This window comes from Pseudosulfitobacter pseudonitzschiae, assembly GCF_002222635.1.
Lineage (GTDB): Bacteria > Pseudomonadota > Alphaproteobacteria > Rhodobacterales > Rhodobacteraceae > Pseudosulfitobacter > Pseudosulfitobacter pseudonitzschiae_A.
On record NZ_CP022415.1, the window covers coordinates 3113986 to 3131842 of the forward strand.

Sequence of the window (17857 nt, forward strand, 5' to 3'; positions counted from 1 at the left end):
TTACTTTTGCGCGACTTTCAGGTCTTCGATCAGATTGTTCAATACCAGAAAGCTTCCGATCGTGTCGCAGCCCGGCACCGCCAGCGTCAGATCACGGCTGATGACTTCGCCATTCCGTATTTCCAGCGATTGGGCTTCGATGTCCAAACCGCAGTTGAACAGGCTAACCTCGGCCTCAACGCTCAGGTCCACAACGCCTTGGTAACGCGACGCACCCGAAGGGAAAGTGTACACATCGGCCATCAACGCATCCGACGCGGTTTCGTCACCCAATCGCATCAGGAAACCACCCTCGCCGCTGATCGCCTCGATCGGATCGCCCGGCGCGCCCGCCCAGATATCGCGCCGGCTGCCATAGTCCGCGCCAAATTCGCGCGCATGAATTTCAAAACCCGCAGCACCTTTCCATTGCAGGGCGACACGTTCGAAATCAGCCAAACTGGGAACATCGGTTTGTGCGACGACCCCGTCGCCATTGGCAAAGGCAACGACAATCACGGCCGGGTCAACCAACGCAGGCACCGACATATCAAGGGTGCCGTCTGCATCTGTTGTCTCGGTCACTTTCAGGCCGCTGTGGTGCACGGTCAGACGTTCATTGGGAAAGCAGGGGGCCGTCACAGTAAGATCAACCAACCCTAGCCCCGAAGGTGTGGCCGTGGCCGACACGCTGCACGATTGACCGGGGGCCGCGTCGCTGGTGTCTGGTGCGTCCAGCATGTCTGCGGGCGCCAGTGCAACCACTGTGTCCTGTGTCTTTGACACGTCGTGATCCAATGCGGATGTCAAAGTGATGTCTTGCACAACCAGAACCGGCCCGTCCAGCGCCGAGATTTCGGCGGCGGGCGTCGCAACGGGTGCCTGAACCGGCGTCTCGACGGTCTCACCGGAGCCATAGAGTTCCTGCGCCGTGTCACCGCTTTGCATGATGAACCCGATACCAACGGCACAAATCAGCGTACCAGCTGCAGTCGCGATTTCTTTAACATAGGCCATTGATCCAATCCCTTATACTTTTGGGTCCGGATCGTTTCTGGCAGAGAAACCGGGCCGACTTATGGCCCGGTTGCGGAGTCATTGCGGCGTCAATGTGACGCGCGCAGCTTTTTTGCGGTCAGGTCAGACGCCCGTGGCAATGTTTGAACTTCTTGCCCGAACCACATGGACAGGGTTCGTTCCGGCCCGGGTTGCCCCATGTGGTCGGATCGTTCTCGTCGAAACCGTCTGCGACAGCTTCAGCAGAGGGGGCGGGTATTTGCGCATCCTGTGCCTGCTGTGCAGCCTTTTGCAGTTCGGCCTGTTGCGCCGCGGCCTGTGCCAGCATCTCGGCGCGCTCTTCTTCCGTCATCGGACGGATTTGCGCCAGTTTCTGGGTCACGTCTTCGCGCAGGCTGTCCAGCATCACTTCGAACAACTGAAAGGCTTCGTTCTTGTATTCGTTCAGCGGGTCGCGCTGTGCATAGCCTCGGAAACCGACGACCGAGCGCAGGTGATCCAGTGTCAGCAGGTGTTCACGCCATTTCCCATCAATCGCCTGTAGCAGAATCTGCTTTTCGATCATGCGCATGTTTTCGGGGCCGAATTGTTCGATCTTTTGTGCCATCAGCTTTTCGGTGGCCTCAATCAAACGCTCGCGGACTTGTTCGTCGTCCACGCCGTCCTCTTCGGCCCATGCCATCACCGGCACATCCACGCCGAGGTTCTCGATAACGTCGGCATAAAGCCCTTCGGTGTTCCACTGATCGGCATAAGTGCCCTGCGGCATATACTGGTCAATCAGATCGTCGATCACCTGTTCGCGCATATCCGACGTGATTTCGGACAGGTCGTCGGCTTCCATGATGTCACGGCGTTGGGTGAAGACCACTTTGCGCTGGTCGTTCATCACGTCGTCGAACTTCAACAACTGTTTGCGCATGTCAAAGTTGCGGCCCTCGACCTTGGCCTGCGCGCGTTCCAGTGATTTGTTCACCCAAGGGTGAATAATCGCTTCGCCTTCTTCCAACCCGAGGGTTTTCAGAACCTTGTCCAAACGGTCCGAACCGAAAATACGCATCAGGTCGTCTTCGAGTGACAGATAGAACGACGTGCGCCCCGGATCACCCTGACGACCCGAACGGCCCCGCAACTGGTTGTCGATGCGGCGGCTTTCATGGCGTTCCGATGCCAGAACAAACAGCCCGCCCGCATCCAGCACTTTGCGCTTCTCGTCTTCGTGCTCGGCCTCGATCCGCGCGCGGATCGCTTCGGGATCGGCGTCGGGGTCTGCGGTCAGCGCTTCAAGTACTTTCAGATCGACGTTGCCGCCCAGCTGGATGTCGGTGCCGCGTCCGGCCATGTTGGTGGCAATGGTCACTGCGCCGAACTTGCCGGCATCCGCGATAATTTGCGCCTCCTGTTCGTGCTGGCGCGCGTTCAGGACATTGTGGGGAATACCCTTTTCCGTCAGCATCGCGCTGAACATCTCGGATTTTTCGATCGACGTGGTGCCGACCAGCACGGGCTGGCCTTTTTCGTGGGCCGCTTTGATCTCTTCGATCATGGCTGCAGACTTTTCGGTGCCAGTGCGGTATACGCGGTCGTCTTCGTCAACGCGGGCAATTGGACGGTTTGTCGGTACTTCGACTACACCCAAACCATAGATTTCACGGAATTCCTCGGCTTCTGTCAGGGCGGTGCCGGTCATGCCTGCCAACTTGTTGTACAGACGGAAATAATTCTGGAAGGTCACGCTGGCCAGCGTCACATTCTCAGGCTGGATTTTGACGCCTTCTTTGGCCTCGATCGCCTGATGCAGCCCCTCGGACAGACGACGGCCCGACATCATACGGCCGGTAAATTCGTCGATCAGCACGACCTCATTGTCGCGCACGATGTAATCTTTGTCCTTTTGGAACAGGGTGTGCGCCCGCAAACCCTGGTTGACGTGGTGCACAATCGAGGTGCTTTCCGGATCATAAAGGGTCATGCCCTCTTCAATCAGACCACGCGCCAAAAGCTGCTCTTCGAGAAACTCGTTGCCTTCTTCGGTGAAGGATACATTGCGGGTTTTCTCGTCGACCGAATAGTGGCTGGGGTCCAGCAACGGGATCACGGCGTCAATGGTCTGGTACAGTTCCGACCGGTCATCCAACGGACCCGAGATAATCAGCGGCGTGCGTGCTTCGTCGATCAGAATACTGTCGACCTCGTCCACAATCGCGAAATTGTGACCACGCTGGACCATCTGATTCAGCTCGCTTTTCATATTGTCGCGCAGATAATCGAACCCGAGTTCGTTGTTGGTGGCGTAAGTCACGTCACAGGCATAGGCCGCGCGTTTGTTGTCTTCGCCCATCCCATTCCAGGCACAGCCACTGGTCAGGCCGAGGTGGGTAAACACCTTGCCCATCCATTCGGCGTCACGTTTGGCAAGGTATTCGTTAACCGTCACCACATGCACGCCCTTGCCTGTCAGCGCATTCAGATAGGCCGCGAAGGTGGCAGTCAGGGTCTTGCCCTCACCCGTCTTTTGTTCGGCGATATTGCCGCGGTGCAGGAAAATCGCACCCATCAACTGGGTATCGAAGGCCCGCAAGCCCAGAGCACGACGGGCCGCTTCACGGCAGTTTGCAAAGGCTTCGGGCAGAAGGTCATCAAGGCTTTCGCCCTCAAGCGCCCGTTTGGCCAGTGCTTCGGTTTTATCCTTCAAACCTTCGTCGCTCAGCGCCTCGAATTCAGGCTCCAACGCGTTGATCTGCTCGACCAGCGGCCGCACCGATTTGATCAAGCGATCATTGGGCGTGCCAAAGACCTTTTTGGCGATTGTTCCGATACCGAGCATGCGTTCTCCAGCCGATCTTGTGTCAGGTTGCGCAGCATCTGCTTGTCGGCGCCACGTGCAGCCCATAGATACAGGGTCAAGCCGATCCTGGCCGCGCCCATAGGGCGATGTAAGGGTCACATGAAACCGTGTCAATGTCGCGTCCGGCCACGAGGGGTCGCAGAACACGCGGCAACAACTGAACAGGACCATTCCATGCTGAAACGCTTTGCCATTCTGCCCGCCATTGCGGTCGCACTTACCTTATCCCAACCGCTGCACGCGCAGGATGAAACACCTTCCTTGTCTACCGTGGTCGCCAATGTAGACGGCGTCGAAATCACCTTGGGCCACATGCTGGTGGCCAAGGCCACCCTGCCCCAGCAATACCAGCAACTGCCCGACGAAGTGCTGTTTCCCGGCATCCTCGACCAATTGGTCCAGCAGACCGCGCTGGAACAAAGCTTTGAGGGTGACCTGCCCAAGCGCGTTGAATTGTCGATGGAAAACGAGCGCCGTTCGCTGGTCGCGGGCGAAGCCATCGAGAAAATTCTGGCCACAGCCGTAACCGACGAAGCACTACAAGCCGCATATGACGCGACATATGCCAACGCCGAGCCGACCAAAGAATTCAACGCCAGCCACATTCTGGTAGAAACCGAAGAAGAAGCCAAAGCGTTGGTTGAAGAGCTGAAAGGCGGCGCCGATTTCGCAGCCACAGCGCGCGAAAAATCAACAGGCCCGTCGGGGCCCGGTGGCGGTTCGCTGGGTTGGTTCGGGCCGGGCGCGATGGTGCCCGAATTCGAAACTGCCGTTGCGACAATGGAAGCGGGCGAGATTTCCGATCCGGTACAGACACAGTTTGGCTGGCACGTGATCAAACTGAATGAAGTGCGCAACGCCGAAGCACCCGCAATGGAAGACGTCCGCACCGAACTTGAGCAGCAAGTGCGCTCGGAGGCGGTGACAGCCGCCGTTGATGCGCTTGTGGCCGACGCCGATGTGAACCGCGATGGCGCCGACGGTATCGACCCATCGGTTCTCAGCACTCTGACATTGGGCGAATAACGATGGCTGGCAAAACCGCACTGTCCCCGCTAGCGCCCGCACGCTTTCCCGATCTGCCTGTGGTGGACGGTGTGACTTTTGCCACGATCGCCGCCGGCGTCCGATATGCCGGACGCTCCGACGTGATGCTGGCCAAACTGGTGCCCGGCACGACCATCGCAGGCGTGTTCACCCGTTCGTCGACCCGCGCGGCGCCGGTTTTGGATTGTCAGGCAAAACTGGGTGGTGATCCGGCTGGCGGTGCGGCCATCCTTGTAAACTCGGGCAATGCCAATGCATTTACCGGCAAACATGGCGCTGAATCTGTCTCTGCCATCGTCGAGGCCGTCTCAATCAATTGTGGCGTGCCCTCTGTGCGTGTCTTTACTTCGTCTACAGGAGTCATAGGCGAACCGCTGCCCCATGACCGCGTGGTGGACAAACTGCCCGATCTGAACGACGCATTGCGCGAGGACGGCATCTCGGACGCTGCCCGCGCGATCATGACCACGGACACCTACCCCAAGGGTGCTGTGGAAACCATCGAGATGGACGGTCAGACCATTACCATCGTGGGCATCGCGAAAGGATCGGGCATGATTGCGCCCGATATGGCGACGATGCTGGTCTATATCTTTACAGATGCACGGATCGCACAGGACAACCTGCAAGCAATCGTGTCCACCTCCTCCGACCTGACGTTCAACTGCATCACCGTAGACAGTGACACTTCCACGTCCGACAGCGTGATAATGGCAGCCACCGGCGCCTCGGGCGTCGACGTGACAGGTGACGCCAGCTTTGCCGACGCCGTACACCGGCTGATGCAGGATCTGGCGTTTCAGGTCGTCCGTGACGGCGAAGGGGCTACCAAGTTCGTTGAAATTACCGTGTCTGGCGCAGACACCTCCGCCAATGCCAAAATCCACGCGATGGCCATCGCAAACTCGCCGCTGGTGAAAACCGCGATCGCAGGTCAAGATCCCAACTGGGGCCGCGTTGTCATGGCCATCGGAAAATCCGGCGCACCGGCAGACCGCGACCTGCTGAGCATCCGATTTGGCGACGTGGTCGTAGCCGAAGATGGCTGGGTCAGCCCGCAATACTCCGAAGCTGACGCCGCCGCGCACATGAAGGGCAACGAGATCAACATCGCCGTTGATCTGGGTCTGGGCGAGGCCACGGCCACCGTCTGGACCTGCGACCTGACCCACGCCTATATCGACATCAACGCCGACTACCGGTCCTAAGATGAAGGTTGTGCTTGTTTCGGCTGTTGCCCTGATCGACGTGGATGGGCGCGTGCTGTTGGCACAGCGTCCAGAGGGTAAATCGATGGCTGGTATGTGGGAATTTCCGGGCGGCAAGGTCGAAACGGGCGAAACGCCCGAGGCGGCCCTAATCCGTGAATTATACGAAGAGTTGGGGATCGAGACATGGCAAAGCTGTCTCGCTCCCCTGACTTTTGCCAGCCACAGCTATGACGATTTCCACCTTCTGATGCCGCTGTTCGCCTGCCGCAAGTGGGGCGGAACACCGATGTCAAAAGAGAACCAAGCGTTGAAATGGGTCAGGCCAAATGACCTTAAATCCTATCCAATGCCCGCTGCTGACGTTCCGTTGATCCCGATTTTACGCGATTGGCTGTAAAAAACGGGGCCAAATGTCATCGATTTGGAAAGGATCACCCCTTTTTTCATTTTTTGTAATTTTCTCATGACATAATTTAAAAACTGCCTCTTAATAGAGCTGTGTTTAACACGGGGGAGAGAAAATTATGCTGAAAACGATTTTGCTGGGCAGTTGCGTGTTCGTTCAGGGCAGATTTGTGGCGATGCTGCCAGATGGCCGCATGAGCGTGGATGTCGATGGGCGCGTTTTTTCGGGTGCGCCGGTCAGCCCCGCAATCTGAACCGAACTCACGAAAAAGAAAAAGGGACGGCTCTTGCGGGCCGTCCCTTTTTTTAGGGGCCTATATACTTAACTAGCCAAAAATGGCTTGACGCAAGATCGGCTCTTGGCTAGTTTAATCTCAACAAGAGAGATTAGGCCCATGACTGATACACTTAGCACATTTGAGTTCTTCCAGAAATTCCCGAATGAGGAAGCGGCCCGTCTCTTTTTCGAAAAGCGCCGCTGGAATGATGAACCTGTCTGCGGTCACTGCGGTTCAGTCTCCGTTACGGAGTGCAAAGATCACAAGCCAATGGCTTATCGCTGCAAGGATTGCCGCAAACATTTCAGCGTCCGCACAGGCACCGTGTTGGCAGAGAGCCGCCTTCCCCTACTCAAGTGGCTGTTGGCTATCTACATGCTCACCAGTGCCCGCAAGGGTATCCCCAGCACCCAGATGGCCCGCGAATTGGGCGTCACCCAGAAAACCGCATGGTTCCTTGCACAGCGCATCCGCGAAACATGGATGAACGGCAACAACGACAAAATGGACGGTCAGGTTCAGGTCGATGAAACCTATGTTGGCGGCAAAGAAAAGAACAAACACGCCGACAAGAAGCTTCACGCTGGTCGCGGCGCTGTCGGCAAGACCGCAGTGGTCGGTATGCGTGACCAGAATGGCGTGGTTCGCGCCAATCCGGTAAAGCGCACCGATGCCGCAACGCTGGTTGGCTTCGTGCAGGACAACGCACCCGTAGGCGGCGAAGTCGTCACAGATGAATTCCGCGCCTACAATGGCCTTGCCGCCAAGGGCTACACCCACAAGACAGTTCGTCACTCCGCTGGTGAGTATGTTCGTGATATGGCCCACACAAACGGCATTGAAAGCTTCTGGTCATTGCTTAAGCGCGGCTACATCGGCGTTTACCACTACATGAGCGAAGACCATCTGCACCGCTATATCAATGAGTTCTCGTTCCGCCACAACACTGCCAAGGTTGGCACAATTAACTTCATCAACATGACGATTGACCGGATGGTTGATAAGCGTCTGACCTATAAGGACCTGATTAATGGCTAAAATCCCAGAAAAGATTGACCCAATAGACGCCGCTTTCGAGGATGTTGTTGATGCCGTGGCACCTAAGGCTGACAACGGAAAGATGAAGGCGCCAACGCCTTTGCCCGCATTCGATATGCCTGATGAGGTTCCCGTTGCAATCGTTAAGGGTAAAATGAGTATCGCAGACGTCGAGATTGACTGCGTTGTTCTAGCTGATGAGACGCGGCTAATATCCGACCGTGGCGTAAGCAAGGCGATGGGAACTAAGCGTGGCGGTTCTCACTGGCTTCGCAAGAAAGAGGATGGCGCCTTAAACTTGCCGCCTTATCTATCCGCTAACAACCTAAGGCCATTTATTCCCAATGATTTGATATACATACTGACCCATCCCGTTCAGTACAAAGCCACCAAGTCAGGCGCCATAGGTAACGGATTGTTGGCTACTGCCTTTCCCAAGGTTCTCAGGGTCTGGCAGGAAGCATATGATGCTGGCGCCTTAAAGCCTGTCCAATACCACATAGGGCAGCAAGCGAAGAGATTGCTTGAAGGACTTGATGAGGTCGCCATCGTCGCATTGATCGACGAGGCGACGGGTTATCAAGAGATCAGGCGCCATGACGCCCTACAGCAAATTCTATCGGCTTACGTATTGCCAGAACATCGCCCATATCTGCAAAGCGTTCCAAAAGAGTTCTTCGATGAGTTGTATCGCGTTTACGGCTGGGAGAGACGTTCGGACAACCGGGGACCGCGATACGCGGGCAAACTTCTACGACAGCTTATCTATGAACAACTCCCTGACCCCGTGCTGCCCCAGTTGGACAAGGAAAACCCTACGGACAGCAATTATCAACGGAAGAGAAAGCACTTTCAGCACCTGACGGTGGACGTGGGGAAAAACCACCTTCAATCCCAACTGGCTGGCGTGATGGCGCTTTTGCGTGCCTCACCTGCAAACAATCCAAGCGCATTTAAAGCGCTGTTTAAACGCGCGTATGGCGACCAGATGGAATTCGACCTAGGGGAAGATTAATTAATGGAGAACAAAAAGAGACTCGACTCACTGACTGCCGATTCGATACAAGAAGGAAGACGGCTACCGTCATACTCCTTAGCACCTGAACCGCCCTTGATGCGCGGCGAGGGCGTAGGGTGCGCCTTCGGAGCGTTGGACTGCTTTCCAACAATCCACATAGGAGGTGCCTTAGATGGTAACTTGCAGTTGGCCGAAACCGGTGAGTGTATGCTCATATATCCGGTTCCGGTTGGGTAGATGGGAGCGCGTAATTTCGCATTGCCGCTCTTGGCCGCGTCGTTAATGGGTTGCAGCCCTAGACGCTTGTAAGAAGATGGTAGCCGTCACCTCTTAACAAAATGAGTACAAAACGAGGACTCGACTGTCCAGAGAAACCGTTCTAGCCGTTATGGCGTAAGTCGAACCCGCATTCGTGGCTAGTTAAGTATATAGGCCCCTTTTTTTATTTGTTTGAGCAGATGGATCACGCAAGTGTGCGTGTCACCTCTTCGCGCTCGAAAATCTCGATCACATCGCCTTCGCGAATGTCGTCGTAGTTTTCGAACGCCATACCGCATTCCTGACCGGACTGCACATCGGACACTTCGTCTTTGAAGCGCTTCAGCGTTTTCAGCGTGCCCTCGTGAACCACAACGTTGTCGCGCAGCAGACGCACACCAGCACTGCGACGTGCGACGCCTTCGGTGACCAGACAGCCCGCGACCTTGCCGATACCCGTGACCTTGAAGACCTCTTTGATGTTGGCATAGCCAATAAAGTTCTCTTTGATCTCGTTGCTCAGCAGGCCGGAGGCGGCCGCTTTTACATCGTCCACAAGGTCATAGATCACCGAATAATAGCGGATCTCGACGCCCTTTTGGTTGGCGGTGTTGCGTGCCGATGCGTTGGCCCGCACGTTAAAGCCCATGATCGGCGCACCCGATGCCTCGGCCAGACCCACGTCGGTCTCTGTGATGGCACCAACACCCGAGTGCAGCACGCGCACGCGCACCTCGTCGTTGCCGATTTTCTCCATTGCCTGAACGATCGCTTCGGCGGAGCCCTGAACATCTGCTTTCACCAAAATCGGCAATTCGCTGACATTCTCGTTTTCCTTGGCGTTCGCCATCAGCTGTTCCAGCGTCGTGGCGGCACCGGCGGCGGCCCGTTTGTCCTTGGCGGCTTTCTCGCGATATTCAGCGATTTCGCGCGCTTGGGCTTCGGTCGATGTCACGTTCAGAACGTCACCCGCTTCGGGTGTTCCATTCAGGCCCAGGACCTCGACAGGCACCGATGGGCCCGCTTCCTTGATACGCTCGCCCTTGTCGTTGATCAGCGCACGGACCTTGCCGTACTGCTCGCCCACAACAAAGATGTCGCCCTGACGCAATGTCCCGTTCTGGATCAAAACCGTGGCAACAGGGCCGCGGCCCACGTCCAGCTGCGCCTCAATCACGGCACCTTGGGCGGCGCGATTCGGGTTTGCTTTCAGCTCCAGCAGTTCGGACTGCAACGCGATAGCTTCCAACAGATCGTCCAAGCCGTCGCCATTGATGGCCGACACTTCAACGTCCTGCACTTCGCCCGACATTTTCTCGACGATGACTTCGTGCTGCAACAGATCGGTGCGCACTTTGTCAGGGTTTGCACCCGGTTTGTCGATTTTGTTGATCGCAACAATCATCGGAACCTTAGCGGCCTTGGCGTGGTTGATCGCCTCGACCGTCTGCGGCATCACGGCGTCATCTGCGGCAACCACCAGAACCACGATGTCCGTCACCTGAGCACCGCGCGAACGCATCGACGTAAACGCCGCGTGACCCGGTGTGTCGAGGAACGACAGGACAGCACCGGTGTCGGTCACAACCTGATAGGCACCGATGTGCTGGGTGATGCCACCGGCCTCGCCTGCGACAACCTTGGCGTTGCGGATTGCATCCAGCAGCGATGTCTTGCCGTGGTCAACGTGGCCCATGATCGTAATGACCGGAGGACGCGGTTGCAGATCTTCGGGTTTGTCTTCGACTTCGTGGATCACCTGCTCGACGTCGGCGTCGGACACGCGGTTCACGGTGTGGCCAAATTCTTCGATGATCAGTTCGGCTGTGTCGGCGTCGATGGTCTGGTTTTGTGTAACCATCATGCCCATCTGCATCAGCGACTTCACAACGTCGCCCACGCGCTCTGCCATACGGTTGGCCAGCTCGGACACAACGATAGCTTCGGGCAGATTGACGGTGCGCGTAACCTTTTCACGCTCGACCGAACCACCCATCGCCTTTTGACGCGCACGCTCTTGCTTGCGCTTCATTGCGGCCATCGAACGTTGACGGCCACCTTCACCACCGGACAGAGCCTGATTCAACGTCAGCTTGCCAGAGCGGCGACCATCGTCAGCGCCCTTGTTGCGGTTGTTGCGCTGATCGGCGTCGCGATCTTTCTTGCGGGCTGTTGCATCCTGCGGCGCGGGGCGCGAAGGCGCAGCGCGCTGCGGCTGTTCGGCAGCAGCAGGCGCCGGTGCGGCAGCCGCTTGTGCGGCGGCTTCAGCCTCGCGCAGCTTGCGCTCTTCCTCTTCGGCCTTCGCCTTAAGGCTTTCTTCGCGATCGCGCTCTTCTTGCTCTTTCGCTTCCTGCTCGGCGCGGCGGCGCTCGCGGTCTTCAGCGCGTGCCTTTTCTTCCGCTTCGCGTGCAGCGGCCTCTTCGACCTCGCGCGACCGTGCAGCTTGAACGGCCTTCAGGCGACGTTCCATTTCCGCATCGGTAATACCTGCGGGACGTTTTGCAGGATCACCCAGCGAAGCACCGCTGGCGCCTCCCTTGGACGCACCTGTCTTGGGCACCACAACGCGCTTGCGTTTGGTTTCGACGACGACGTTCTTGGTCCGCCCGTGGCTGAAACTCTGTTTCACATTCCCCGGACGCGCGCCTCCGCGCAGTCCCAATGTCTTCTTACCGTCTGTATCGCTCATCTAGCTCGTCTATCCTTCCAGATGGCCCCTGCCATCTATGCGTTTGGGCGCAAACCCTTCAGCCTTCGGGCTTCCTCTACAACACGTTGCGTGAGTCCACCAGAGGCGAGCGCCCCATGTATCACAGTTTGACGTCCGAATGCCAAACCCAATTCATCCGCACTAAGCCAGCCAATGTAGCTGCCGTAGTGCGGAGTGCTCAATTTAGTCTTGCCACGGGCCGATCCGTCCACAGCTTGGATCAACACTTCGGCCTCTTCGGTTTGAAGCCAGGTTTTAACCTTTTCATAGCCCGCGACCGCACGGCCGGACTTGCGGGACAGCGCAATCAGGTCGACGACACGCCGCGCCAACTGACGCTCAACCTCGTCTACCAGATCTTCCTGCACCGTGACCTGCATTTTCGCACCACGCGAAAACAGTTTTTTGGTCACGGCCTTTTGTATCGCGTCCCGATCTGCCGCGACATAAATGCCACGGCCCGGCAGTTTGCCCGCAATATCCGGGAAAATCTGCATATCCGGACCAACCACGAACCGGACCAACCCATATTTAGGTTGGACTTCGCCCGTGGCAATGCACTTGCGTTCCGGACCGTCTTCTCGGTCTTTCGAGGCGCCACCGCGTCCCATCAGCTAATCCCGAGACCCGCGATCAGGCCTCGGCCTCCTCGTCTGTATCGTCCGACTCTTCTTCGTCAGACTCCAGTTCGGTCGGGTCAACCCAGCCCAGCAAAACGCGCGCAGTCATGATCATGGTCTGCGCTTCTTCCAGACTGATATCAAAGGGCTCAAGCACGCCATCGTCTTTGACACGCTCGCCATTCACCGTGGTCCAGCCACCAGCCAGTTCCCAGTCAGCGCAGGTAGCAAAGTCTTCCAGCGTTTTGACGTCATCTTTGGCCAGCGCCTCGATCATTTGGGGTGTCAGGCCTTCGAATTCAACCAGACTGTCTTCAACACCCAGCTCACGGGCCGCTGCAAGTGCGGCTTTGTTCTGCTCGGCCAACACGTCACGCGCACGGGCTTGCAGCTCGTTTGCGGTGTCCGAATCGACGCCGTCGATGACCAGCAGTTCGTCCTGCTCGACATAAGCGACCTCTTCGAGGCTGGTGAACCCTTCGGCGACCAGCAGCTGGGCAAAGAATTCATCCAGATCCAGCGTGTCCATGAACAGTTTGGTGCGCAGCTCGAACTCGGCCTGACGGCGGGCCGATTCTTCCGCTTCGGTCATGATGTCGATGTCCAGACCGGTCAACTGCGAGGCCAGACGCACGTTCTGGCCACGACGGCCAATGGCCAGGCTCAGTTGCTCTTCAGGAACCACAACTTCGATCTTGCCCGCTTCTTCGTCCAGAACCACTTTGGACACTTCTGCCGGTTGCAGCGCGTTCACCAAGAATGTGGGCTGGTCGTCGTTCCACGGAATAATATCAATCTTTTCGCCTTGAAGCTCGTTCACGACGGCCTGAACACGGCTGCCGCGCATACCAACGCAGGCACCGACAGGGTCAATCGAGTTATCATAGCTTATCACGGCAATCTTGGCGCGCGAACCGGGGTCGCGGGCGACTGCCTTGATCTCGATAATGCCATCATAGATTTCGGGCACTTCCATCTTGAACAGCTCGGCCATGAACTCGGGCGCGGTCCGCGACAGGAAAATCTGCGGCCCGCGTTGCTCGCGGCGCACGTCCTTGATGTAGACGCGGATACGATCGTTCGGGCGATAGCTTTCGCGGCCGATCTTTTCGTTCCGGCGCAAAATCGCCTCGCCTGCGCCGACATCGACGATGACGTTGCCATATTCCTCGCGCTTGACCAGACCGTTGATGATCGTGCCTGCGCGGTCTTTGAATTCTTCGTACTGGCGGTCACGTTCGGCTTCGCGGACCTTTTGCAGGATCACCTGCTTGGCAGACTGCGCAGCGATCCGACCCATTTCTACGGGGGGCACTTCTTCGACAAAAGTGTCACCGACCTTGGGGTCGTCCATGTATTCCTTGGCTTGCGCGACCGTGAATTCCGACTGGTAGTTTTCCAAATCATCCTCTTCGACCACGGTACGCACACGGGTAAAGGTGGCGCGACCGGTCTTGCGGTCGATGGCAACACGAATGTCCATCTCTGCGCCATAGCGGCTTTTGGCAGCACGGGCGAGCGACTCTTCCATCGCCTCGATGACCAGACCGGGGTCGATCATCTTTTCGCGGGCAACAGCCTCGGCGGTTTGCAGCAGCTCAAGCTGGTTTGCAGATGTAATAGCCATCAGTCTTTCTCCTCATCGGACCCTTCGGTCTCAATATCGTCAAATGCATCTTCATTCAGAACGCCCGCCTGTTTGCGTTGGCGCAGCATCTCTTTGATCAGGTCGTCGGTCAGCACCAGTTTGGCATCGCTGAGCCATTCAAACTTCAGGCCGATCGTGCCCTCTTCGATGTTAATCAGAACCTCGTCATCCTCGACACCGGCCAACTCGCCCTTAAAGCGGCGGCGACCGTCGATCAGCTCGTCGGTTTCCAGCTTCGCCTCATAGCCTTCGAAGGTCGCAAAGTCCTTCAGGCGGGTCAGCGGGCGGTCGATACCGGGGCTGGAGACTTCCAGCGTGTAGGTATCCAGAATCGGGTCTTCGACGTCCAGTGTGGCGCTGACGGCGGTCGAGATTTCAGCCAGATCATCCACCTCGATCCCGCCTTCGGGACGTTCGGCCATGATCTGCAGAATCGATTCCTTGCCACTCATCAGACGGACGCGCACCAGTTCAAACCCCAAATCCTCGATCACCGGAGTGATGATCTCGGCCATGCGGCGGTCGATGGCGGCTTTGGCTATCAGGTCATTTACGGTCACGTGATCATTTCCAAGCACATTCAAGCGGACACAAAAAAACGGGCGCGCGGCCCGTTGCTCTTTCTCGGTGGAGCGTCGGGTTTGGACCCCAGCGCGCCGCTGTTGAAGGGCATATACGCCGAGGTGGCCGCAACTGCAAGCCCCCTTGATCTACACCCGCCACCAGCGTTCGGCCATGCGCAGATCATCCAGCGCGTGCCGTGTGCCAATTTCCGCCGGAACACCAATGTCGCGATGCACGATTTGCTGGCAGCGCGCGGCATCGGGCAGGTGCATAAAGGCGCGGTCGTCCGCCAGCACATCTGCGCCTGACACGTCGGCGGCGTCCACCAGACCGGCTCGCAGCGCTTCGGCGCGGACCTCTTGGGCGGGGATCGACACAAACTCGACCGTGTCGAACCACCCCGCGCGTGCGCTCTTGTAGTGGTCGGGCACCCGCGCGCCGATGAACTGGCGGCCCGCATCAAATTTCTGCACGCGGTACAGCCCTGTGCCCACACCCTGCGCCCGCGCATCGGCATCCACCGGACGGATCAGCACACCTGACAAAACATAGGGCAGATCGGCCTGCGCCTGCACCAGCCGCACTACAACGCGCGTCGTGCCATCGGCGCGCACACTGCCGTCCACGTATGGCGCCAAACTGGTCACAGCATCCTGCGCCCGCAGCGGATTGCCGTCATGAAACATCACACCCGGGCGCAGATCAAACGCCCAAGTCTGGCCGCCATCCGAACCCGACCAACCGGTCGCCAGCGCACCGCGCAAACTGCCATCAGCGGCCACTTCGGTCAGCGCCTCGAACACCGTGTGCTGCGCGGCCATCATGAACAAACCGTTTGGCGCCAAATCCCAACCATCATTGCGCGACGCCCCCGAAAGGGCCGCCCGCAACCGACCACCAGAGCGCGGCACAATCTGCGCCTGCACGCCTGTCGCCGCCAGCAACGCGGCAGCCGCACCCGAAGCAAACAATGCACGACGGTCCATGCGTTTCATACGTGCTGCTCCGTCTGGCCGATACGATCCATTGTGCGCACCAGCTCCGAACTGATCCCGGGCTCGGACAGCGCATGCCCCGCATTGCGGATCATCTTGAGATTGCCCTTGGGCCACTTCTGCACGATGGCATAGGCGCTTTGCGGTGGGCAGATCATGTCATATCGTCCCTGCACCACGGTGCCCGGGATATCGGCAATCCTGTCCATATTGGCCAAAATCTGGCCATCGAACTCTAAAAACCCGTTGTTTATGAAATAGTGGTTCTCAAGCCGCGAAAACGCCCGCGCATATTCTCCCGGCGCTTCACCACCGGTGCCAGTGCTGTGAATCGACGCCAGCGTATTTTCCCACGATGCCCAAGCACGCCCGAATTTGGTTTCCACCATCCGGTCCCCGCTGAACAGCCGCTTGTGATAGGCCGCCACCAAATCGCCCCGCTCGTCCTCGGGGATTGGGGCGATGAACCGCGCCCAAACCTCGGGCCAGAATTTGCCTGCGCCGCCGCCGTAGAACCAGTCGATCTCGGCCTTGGTCATGGTGAATACGCCACGCAGCACCAGATCGCGGACGCGGCCGGGATGGGTCTGCGCATAGATCAGCGCCAGCGTGGCACCCCAACTGCCACCAAAGGCGATCCAGTTGTCGATGCCCAGTGCACTACGGATCACTTCGATGTCGCGCACCAGATGCCATGTTGTGTTGTTTTCGATCGCTGCATAGGGGCGCGACCGCCCGCAGCCACGCTGATCGAACAGCACCACACGAAACACAGCAGGATCGAAATACCGCCGCATCGCAGGGCTGCATCCGCCACCGGGACCACCATGCAAAACAACGACAGGAATCCCTGACGGATTGCCGCATTGCTCGACATAAATCTTGTGCCCGTCGCCCACATCCATCATCCGATGGTCGAACGGGTCAACCGGCGGGTACAGATATTGCACTGCGCGTTTTTGATCCGGGTACTTGTCCATGACCGTCCTATATAGGGTGCAAGGAACAATTGAGCATATGGAGAGCAGAATGCAAGCGCATCACGGCACCGTAGATCCCGCAGAGGTCGCTAAATTCGAGGCAATGGCCGCCGAGTGGTGGGATCCCACGGGTAAATTCAAGCCACTGCACATGCTGAACCCCTGCCGGCTGGATTATATCACCACCCAGATCGCCGCCGAATTCGACCGCGATCTGAATATGCCCGACGCCTTTGCGGGCCTGCGCATTCTGGACATCGGTTGTGGTGGCGGATTGCTGGCCGAACCGATGGCACGGCTTGGGGCCGAGGTTGTGGGTGCAGATGCCGCTGCGGGCAATATACCCGTGGCACAGGTTCATGCCCAGCAATCGGGATTGCAAATCGACTATCGCCACACCACCGCCGAGGATATGGCGGCGGCGGGTGAACAGTTCGATGCCGTATTGAACATGGAAGTGGTCGAACACGTATCGGACCCGCTGGCCTATCTGACCGCGTGCCACGCGTTGCTGAAACCCGGCGGCTTGCACATTTGTTCCACGTTGAACCGCAACCCGAAATCCTTTGCGATGGCGATCATCGGGGCCGAACACATCATGCGCTGGCTGCCCAAGGGCACCCACGAATGGTCCAAGTTCATCACACCGGACGAGCTGTTTGATTTGCTGAAGCAGGCGGGGCTTGATCCTGTGGATCGTCAGGGATTCGTTTTCAACCCGCTCACTTGGGCTTGGCGGCTGTCTGAACGTGATCTAAGCGTGAACTATGTTACGGCCAGCGTGAAGCCACGCTAAGCCTTGTCAGTCAGCTGGTTGCGCAATTCGCGCAGGGTGGGAATGGCCGCACGCACCTGTTCTTCGCCCACTTTGTCCACCAGATCGCGAAATAGCGGCGCAATGGCGGACACCGCCGCTTCGCGAGCTTGCGCGCCTGCGGGGCTGATCGCCACCAGCTTGCGCCGCGCATCGTCCCAGTCGGGACGAATGTGGACATAGCCCTGCCATTGCAGCTTGCGCAACGTGTTGGTCATTGCCCCGCGTGTCACGTTGAACGTCTCGGCCAGTTGCGCGGGCGTGCGTTCGCCGTGGTGCCACGCCAGACTGTTCAGAACCGAAAAATGCGAGATTTCCATACCTTTGGGCAGCACCCGTCCCAGACGGTTGCGTACAGTCTGATCGGCGGCCAAAACCTCGCTGAACAGCGCGATGGCCAATGCGTCCTTGTCTTGGGTCATGTGGT

15 protein-coding genes and 1 pseudogene are annotated in these 17857 nt (G+C 57.9%); 7 read left to right on the top strand and 9 right to left on the bottom strand.

The features are described from left to right. On the bottom strand, positions 1-996 hold the full coding sequence (locus SULPSESMR1_RS15345; protein WP_089421651.1) for a hypothetical protein: 996 nt from the start codon (positions 994-996) through the stop codon (positions 1-3). Positions 997-1114: 118 nt separating this feature from the next. Continuing rightward, positions 1115-3823 (bottom strand): preprotein translocase subunit SecA, encoded by a 2709-nt coding sequence (secA, locus tag SULPSESMR1_RS15350; RefSeq protein WP_089421652.1) that lies wholly within the window; start codon positions 3821-3823, stop codon positions 1115-1117. A 195-nt stretch (positions 3824-4018) separates the two neighbouring features. Here secA and SULPSESMR1_RS15355 point away from each other — a divergent pair, with 195 nt between their 5' ends. From SULPSESMR1_RS15355 to SULPSESMR1_RS15375, 6 genes are all read left to right on the top strand, one after another. Then, positions 4019-4870 carry a peptidylprolyl isomerase gene (locus SULPSESMR1_RS15355; protein WP_089421653.1) on the top strand — a complete coding sequence of 284 codons (852 nt, stop codon included), beginning with the start codon at positions 4019-4021 and terminating at the stop codon, positions 4868-4870. Between the two features lie 2 nt (positions 4871-4872). After that, complete coding sequence (gene argJ / locus SULPSESMR1_RS15360) at positions 4873-6099, top strand: bifunctional glutamate N-acetyltransferase/amino-acid acetyltransferase ArgJ (protein WP_089421654.1); 1227 nt, start codon at positions 4873-4875, stop codon at positions 6097-6099. 1 nt (position 6100) lies between these two features. Beyond that, on the top strand, positions 6101-6499 hold the full coding sequence (locus SULPSESMR1_RS15365; RefSeq protein WP_089421655.1) for a (deoxy)nucleoside triphosphate pyrophosphohydrolase: 399 nt from the start codon (positions 6101-6103) through the stop codon (positions 6497-6499). Between the two features lie 127 nt (positions 6500-6626). Continuing rightward, positions 6627-6761: a hypothetical protein gene (locus SULPSESMR1_RS25730; protein ID WP_275888369.1), complete on the top strand. Its 135-nt coding sequence runs from the start codon at positions 6627-6629 to the stop codon at positions 6759-6761. Positions 6762-6902: 141 nt separating this feature from the next. Beyond that, complete coding sequence (locus SULPSESMR1_RS15370) at positions 6903-7823, top strand: IS1595 family transposase (protein ID WP_089421656.1); 921 nt, start codon at positions 6903-6905, stop codon at positions 7821-7823. Continuing rightward, the gene (locus SULPSESMR1_RS15375) at positions 7816-8838 is read left to right on the top strand and encodes a P63C domain-containing protein (protein WP_089421657.1); all 1023 of its coding nucleotides are present in this window, start codon (positions 7816-7818) and stop codon (positions 8836-8838) included. Before SULPSESMR1_RS15370 ends, SULPSESMR1_RS15375 begins: the two co-directional genes overlap by 8 nt. Before the next feature lie 466 nt (positions 8839-9304). Here the strand turns inward: SULPSESMR1_RS15375 and infB are convergent, their stop codons facing one another. From infB to pip, 6 genes and pseudogenes are all read right to left on the bottom strand, one after another. Continuing rightward, positions 9305-11788: a translation initiation factor IF-2 gene (gene infB / locus SULPSESMR1_RS15380; RefSeq protein WP_089421658.1), complete on the bottom strand. Its 2484-nt coding sequence runs from the start codon at positions 11786-11788 to the stop codon at positions 9305-9307. A 9-nt stretch (positions 11789-11797) separates the two neighbouring features. Beyond that, a pseudogene (locus SULPSESMR1_RS15385) lies at positions 11798-12420 on the bottom strand (RNA-binding protein). A 22-nt stretch (positions 12421-12442) separates the two neighbouring features. Then, positions 12443-14056, bottom strand: a complete 1614-nt coding sequence (gene nusA, locus SULPSESMR1_RS15390; protein WP_089421660.1) for a transcription termination factor NusA — start codon at positions 14054-14056, stop codon at positions 12443-12445. Next, positions 14056-14592, bottom strand: a complete 537-nt coding sequence (rimP, locus tag SULPSESMR1_RS15395; RefSeq protein ID WP_240311482.1) for a ribosome maturation factor RimP — start codon at positions 14590-14592, stop codon at positions 14056-14058. Before rimP ends, nusA begins: the two co-directional genes overlap by 1 nt. Before the next feature lie 195 nt (positions 14593-14787). After that, positions 14788-15636 carry an ABC transporter substrate-binding protein gene (locus SULPSESMR1_RS15400; RefSeq protein WP_089421662.1) on the bottom strand — a complete coding sequence of 283 codons (849 nt, stop codon included), beginning with the start codon at positions 15634-15636 and terminating at the stop codon, positions 14788-14790. After that, positions 15633-16616 carry a prolyl aminopeptidase gene (gene pip, locus SULPSESMR1_RS15405; protein ID WP_089421663.1) on the bottom strand — a complete coding sequence of 328 codons (984 nt, stop codon included), beginning with the start codon at positions 16614-16616 and terminating at the stop codon, positions 15633-15635. Before pip ends, SULPSESMR1_RS15400 begins: the two co-directional genes overlap by 4 nt. A gap of 49 nt (positions 16617-16665) precedes the next feature. Here pip and ubiG point away from each other — a divergent pair, with 49 nt between their 5' ends. Then, complete coding sequence (gene ubiG / locus SULPSESMR1_RS15410; protein ID WP_089421664.1) at positions 16666-17412, top strand: bifunctional 2-polyprenyl-6-hydroxyphenol methylase/3-demethylubiquinol 3-O-methyltransferase UbiG; 747 nt, start codon at positions 16666-16668, stop codon at positions 17410-17412. Here the strand turns inward: ubiG and SULPSESMR1_RS15415 are convergent. After that, entirely contained in the window at positions 17409-17852 is a 444-nt protein-coding gene (locus SULPSESMR1_RS15415; RefSeq protein ID WP_089421665.1) for a MarR family winged helix-turn-helix transcriptional regulator, read from the bottom strand. The two genes, ubiG and SULPSESMR1_RS15415, sit on opposite strands and share 4 nt — an antisense overlap. Positions 17853-17857 lie beyond the last annotated feature (5 nt).

Excerpts from the sequence above, each read along its gene's own strand:
- secA (WP_089421652.1), bottom strand. The coding sequence starts at position 3,823 with ATGCTCGGTATCGGAACAATCGCCAAAAAGGTCTTTGGCACGCCCAAT.
- SULPSESMR1_RS15375 (WP_089421657.1), top strand. The coding sequence starts at position 7,816 with ATGGCTAAAATCCCAGAAAAGATTGACCCAATAGACGCCGCTTTCGAG.
- SULPSESMR1_RS25730 (WP_275888369.1), top strand. The coding sequence starts at position 6,627 with ATGCTGAAAACGATTTTGCTGGGCAGTTGCGTGTTCGTTCAGGGCAGA.
- SULPSESMR1_RS15365 (WP_089421655.1), top strand. The coding sequence starts at position 6,101 with ATGAAGGTTGTGCTTGTTTCGGCTGTTGCCCTGATCGACGTGGATGGG.
- nusA (WP_089421660.1), bottom strand. The coding sequence starts at position 14,056 with ATGGCTATTACATCTGCAAACCAGCTTGAGCTGCTGCAAACCGCCGAG.
- argJ (WP_089421654.1), top strand. The coding sequence starts at position 4,873 with ATGGCTGGCAAAACCGCACTGTCCCCGCTAGCGCCCGCACGCTTTCCC.
- rimP (WP_240311482.1), bottom strand. The coding sequence starts at position 14,592 with ATGGCCGAGATCATCACTCCGGTGATCGAGGATTTGGGGTTTGAACTG.
- pip (WP_089421663.1), bottom strand. The coding sequence starts at position 16,616 with ATGGACAAGTACCCGGATCAAAAACGCGCAGTGCAATATCTGTACCCG.
- infB (WP_089421658.1), bottom strand. The coding sequence starts at position 11,788 with ATGAGCGATACAGACGGTAAGAAGACATTGGGACTGCGCGGAGGCGCG.
- SULPSESMR1_RS15355 (WP_089421653.1), top strand. The coding sequence starts at position 4,019 with ATGCTGAAACGCTTTGCCATTCTGCCCGCCATTGCGGTCGCACTTACC.
- SULPSESMR1_RS15345 (WP_089421651.1), bottom strand. The coding sequence starts at position 996 with ATGGCCTATGTTAAAGAAATCGCGACTGCAGCTGGTACGCTGATTTGT.
- ubiG (WP_089421664.1), top strand. The coding sequence starts at position 16,666 with ATGCAAGCGCATCACGGCACCGTAGATCCCGCAGAGGTCGCTAAATTC.
- SULPSESMR1_RS15400 (WP_089421662.1), bottom strand. The coding sequence starts at position 15,636 with ATGAAACGCATGGACCGTCGTGCATTGTTTGCTTCGGGTGCGGCTGCC.
- SULPSESMR1_RS15415 (WP_089421665.1), bottom strand. The coding sequence starts at position 17,852 with ATGACCCAAGACAAGGACGCATTGGCCATCGCGCTGTTCAGCGAGGTT.
- SULPSESMR1_RS15370 (WP_089421656.1), top strand. The coding sequence starts at position 6,903 with ATGACTGATACACTTAGCACATTTGAGTTCTTCCAGAAATTCCCGAAT.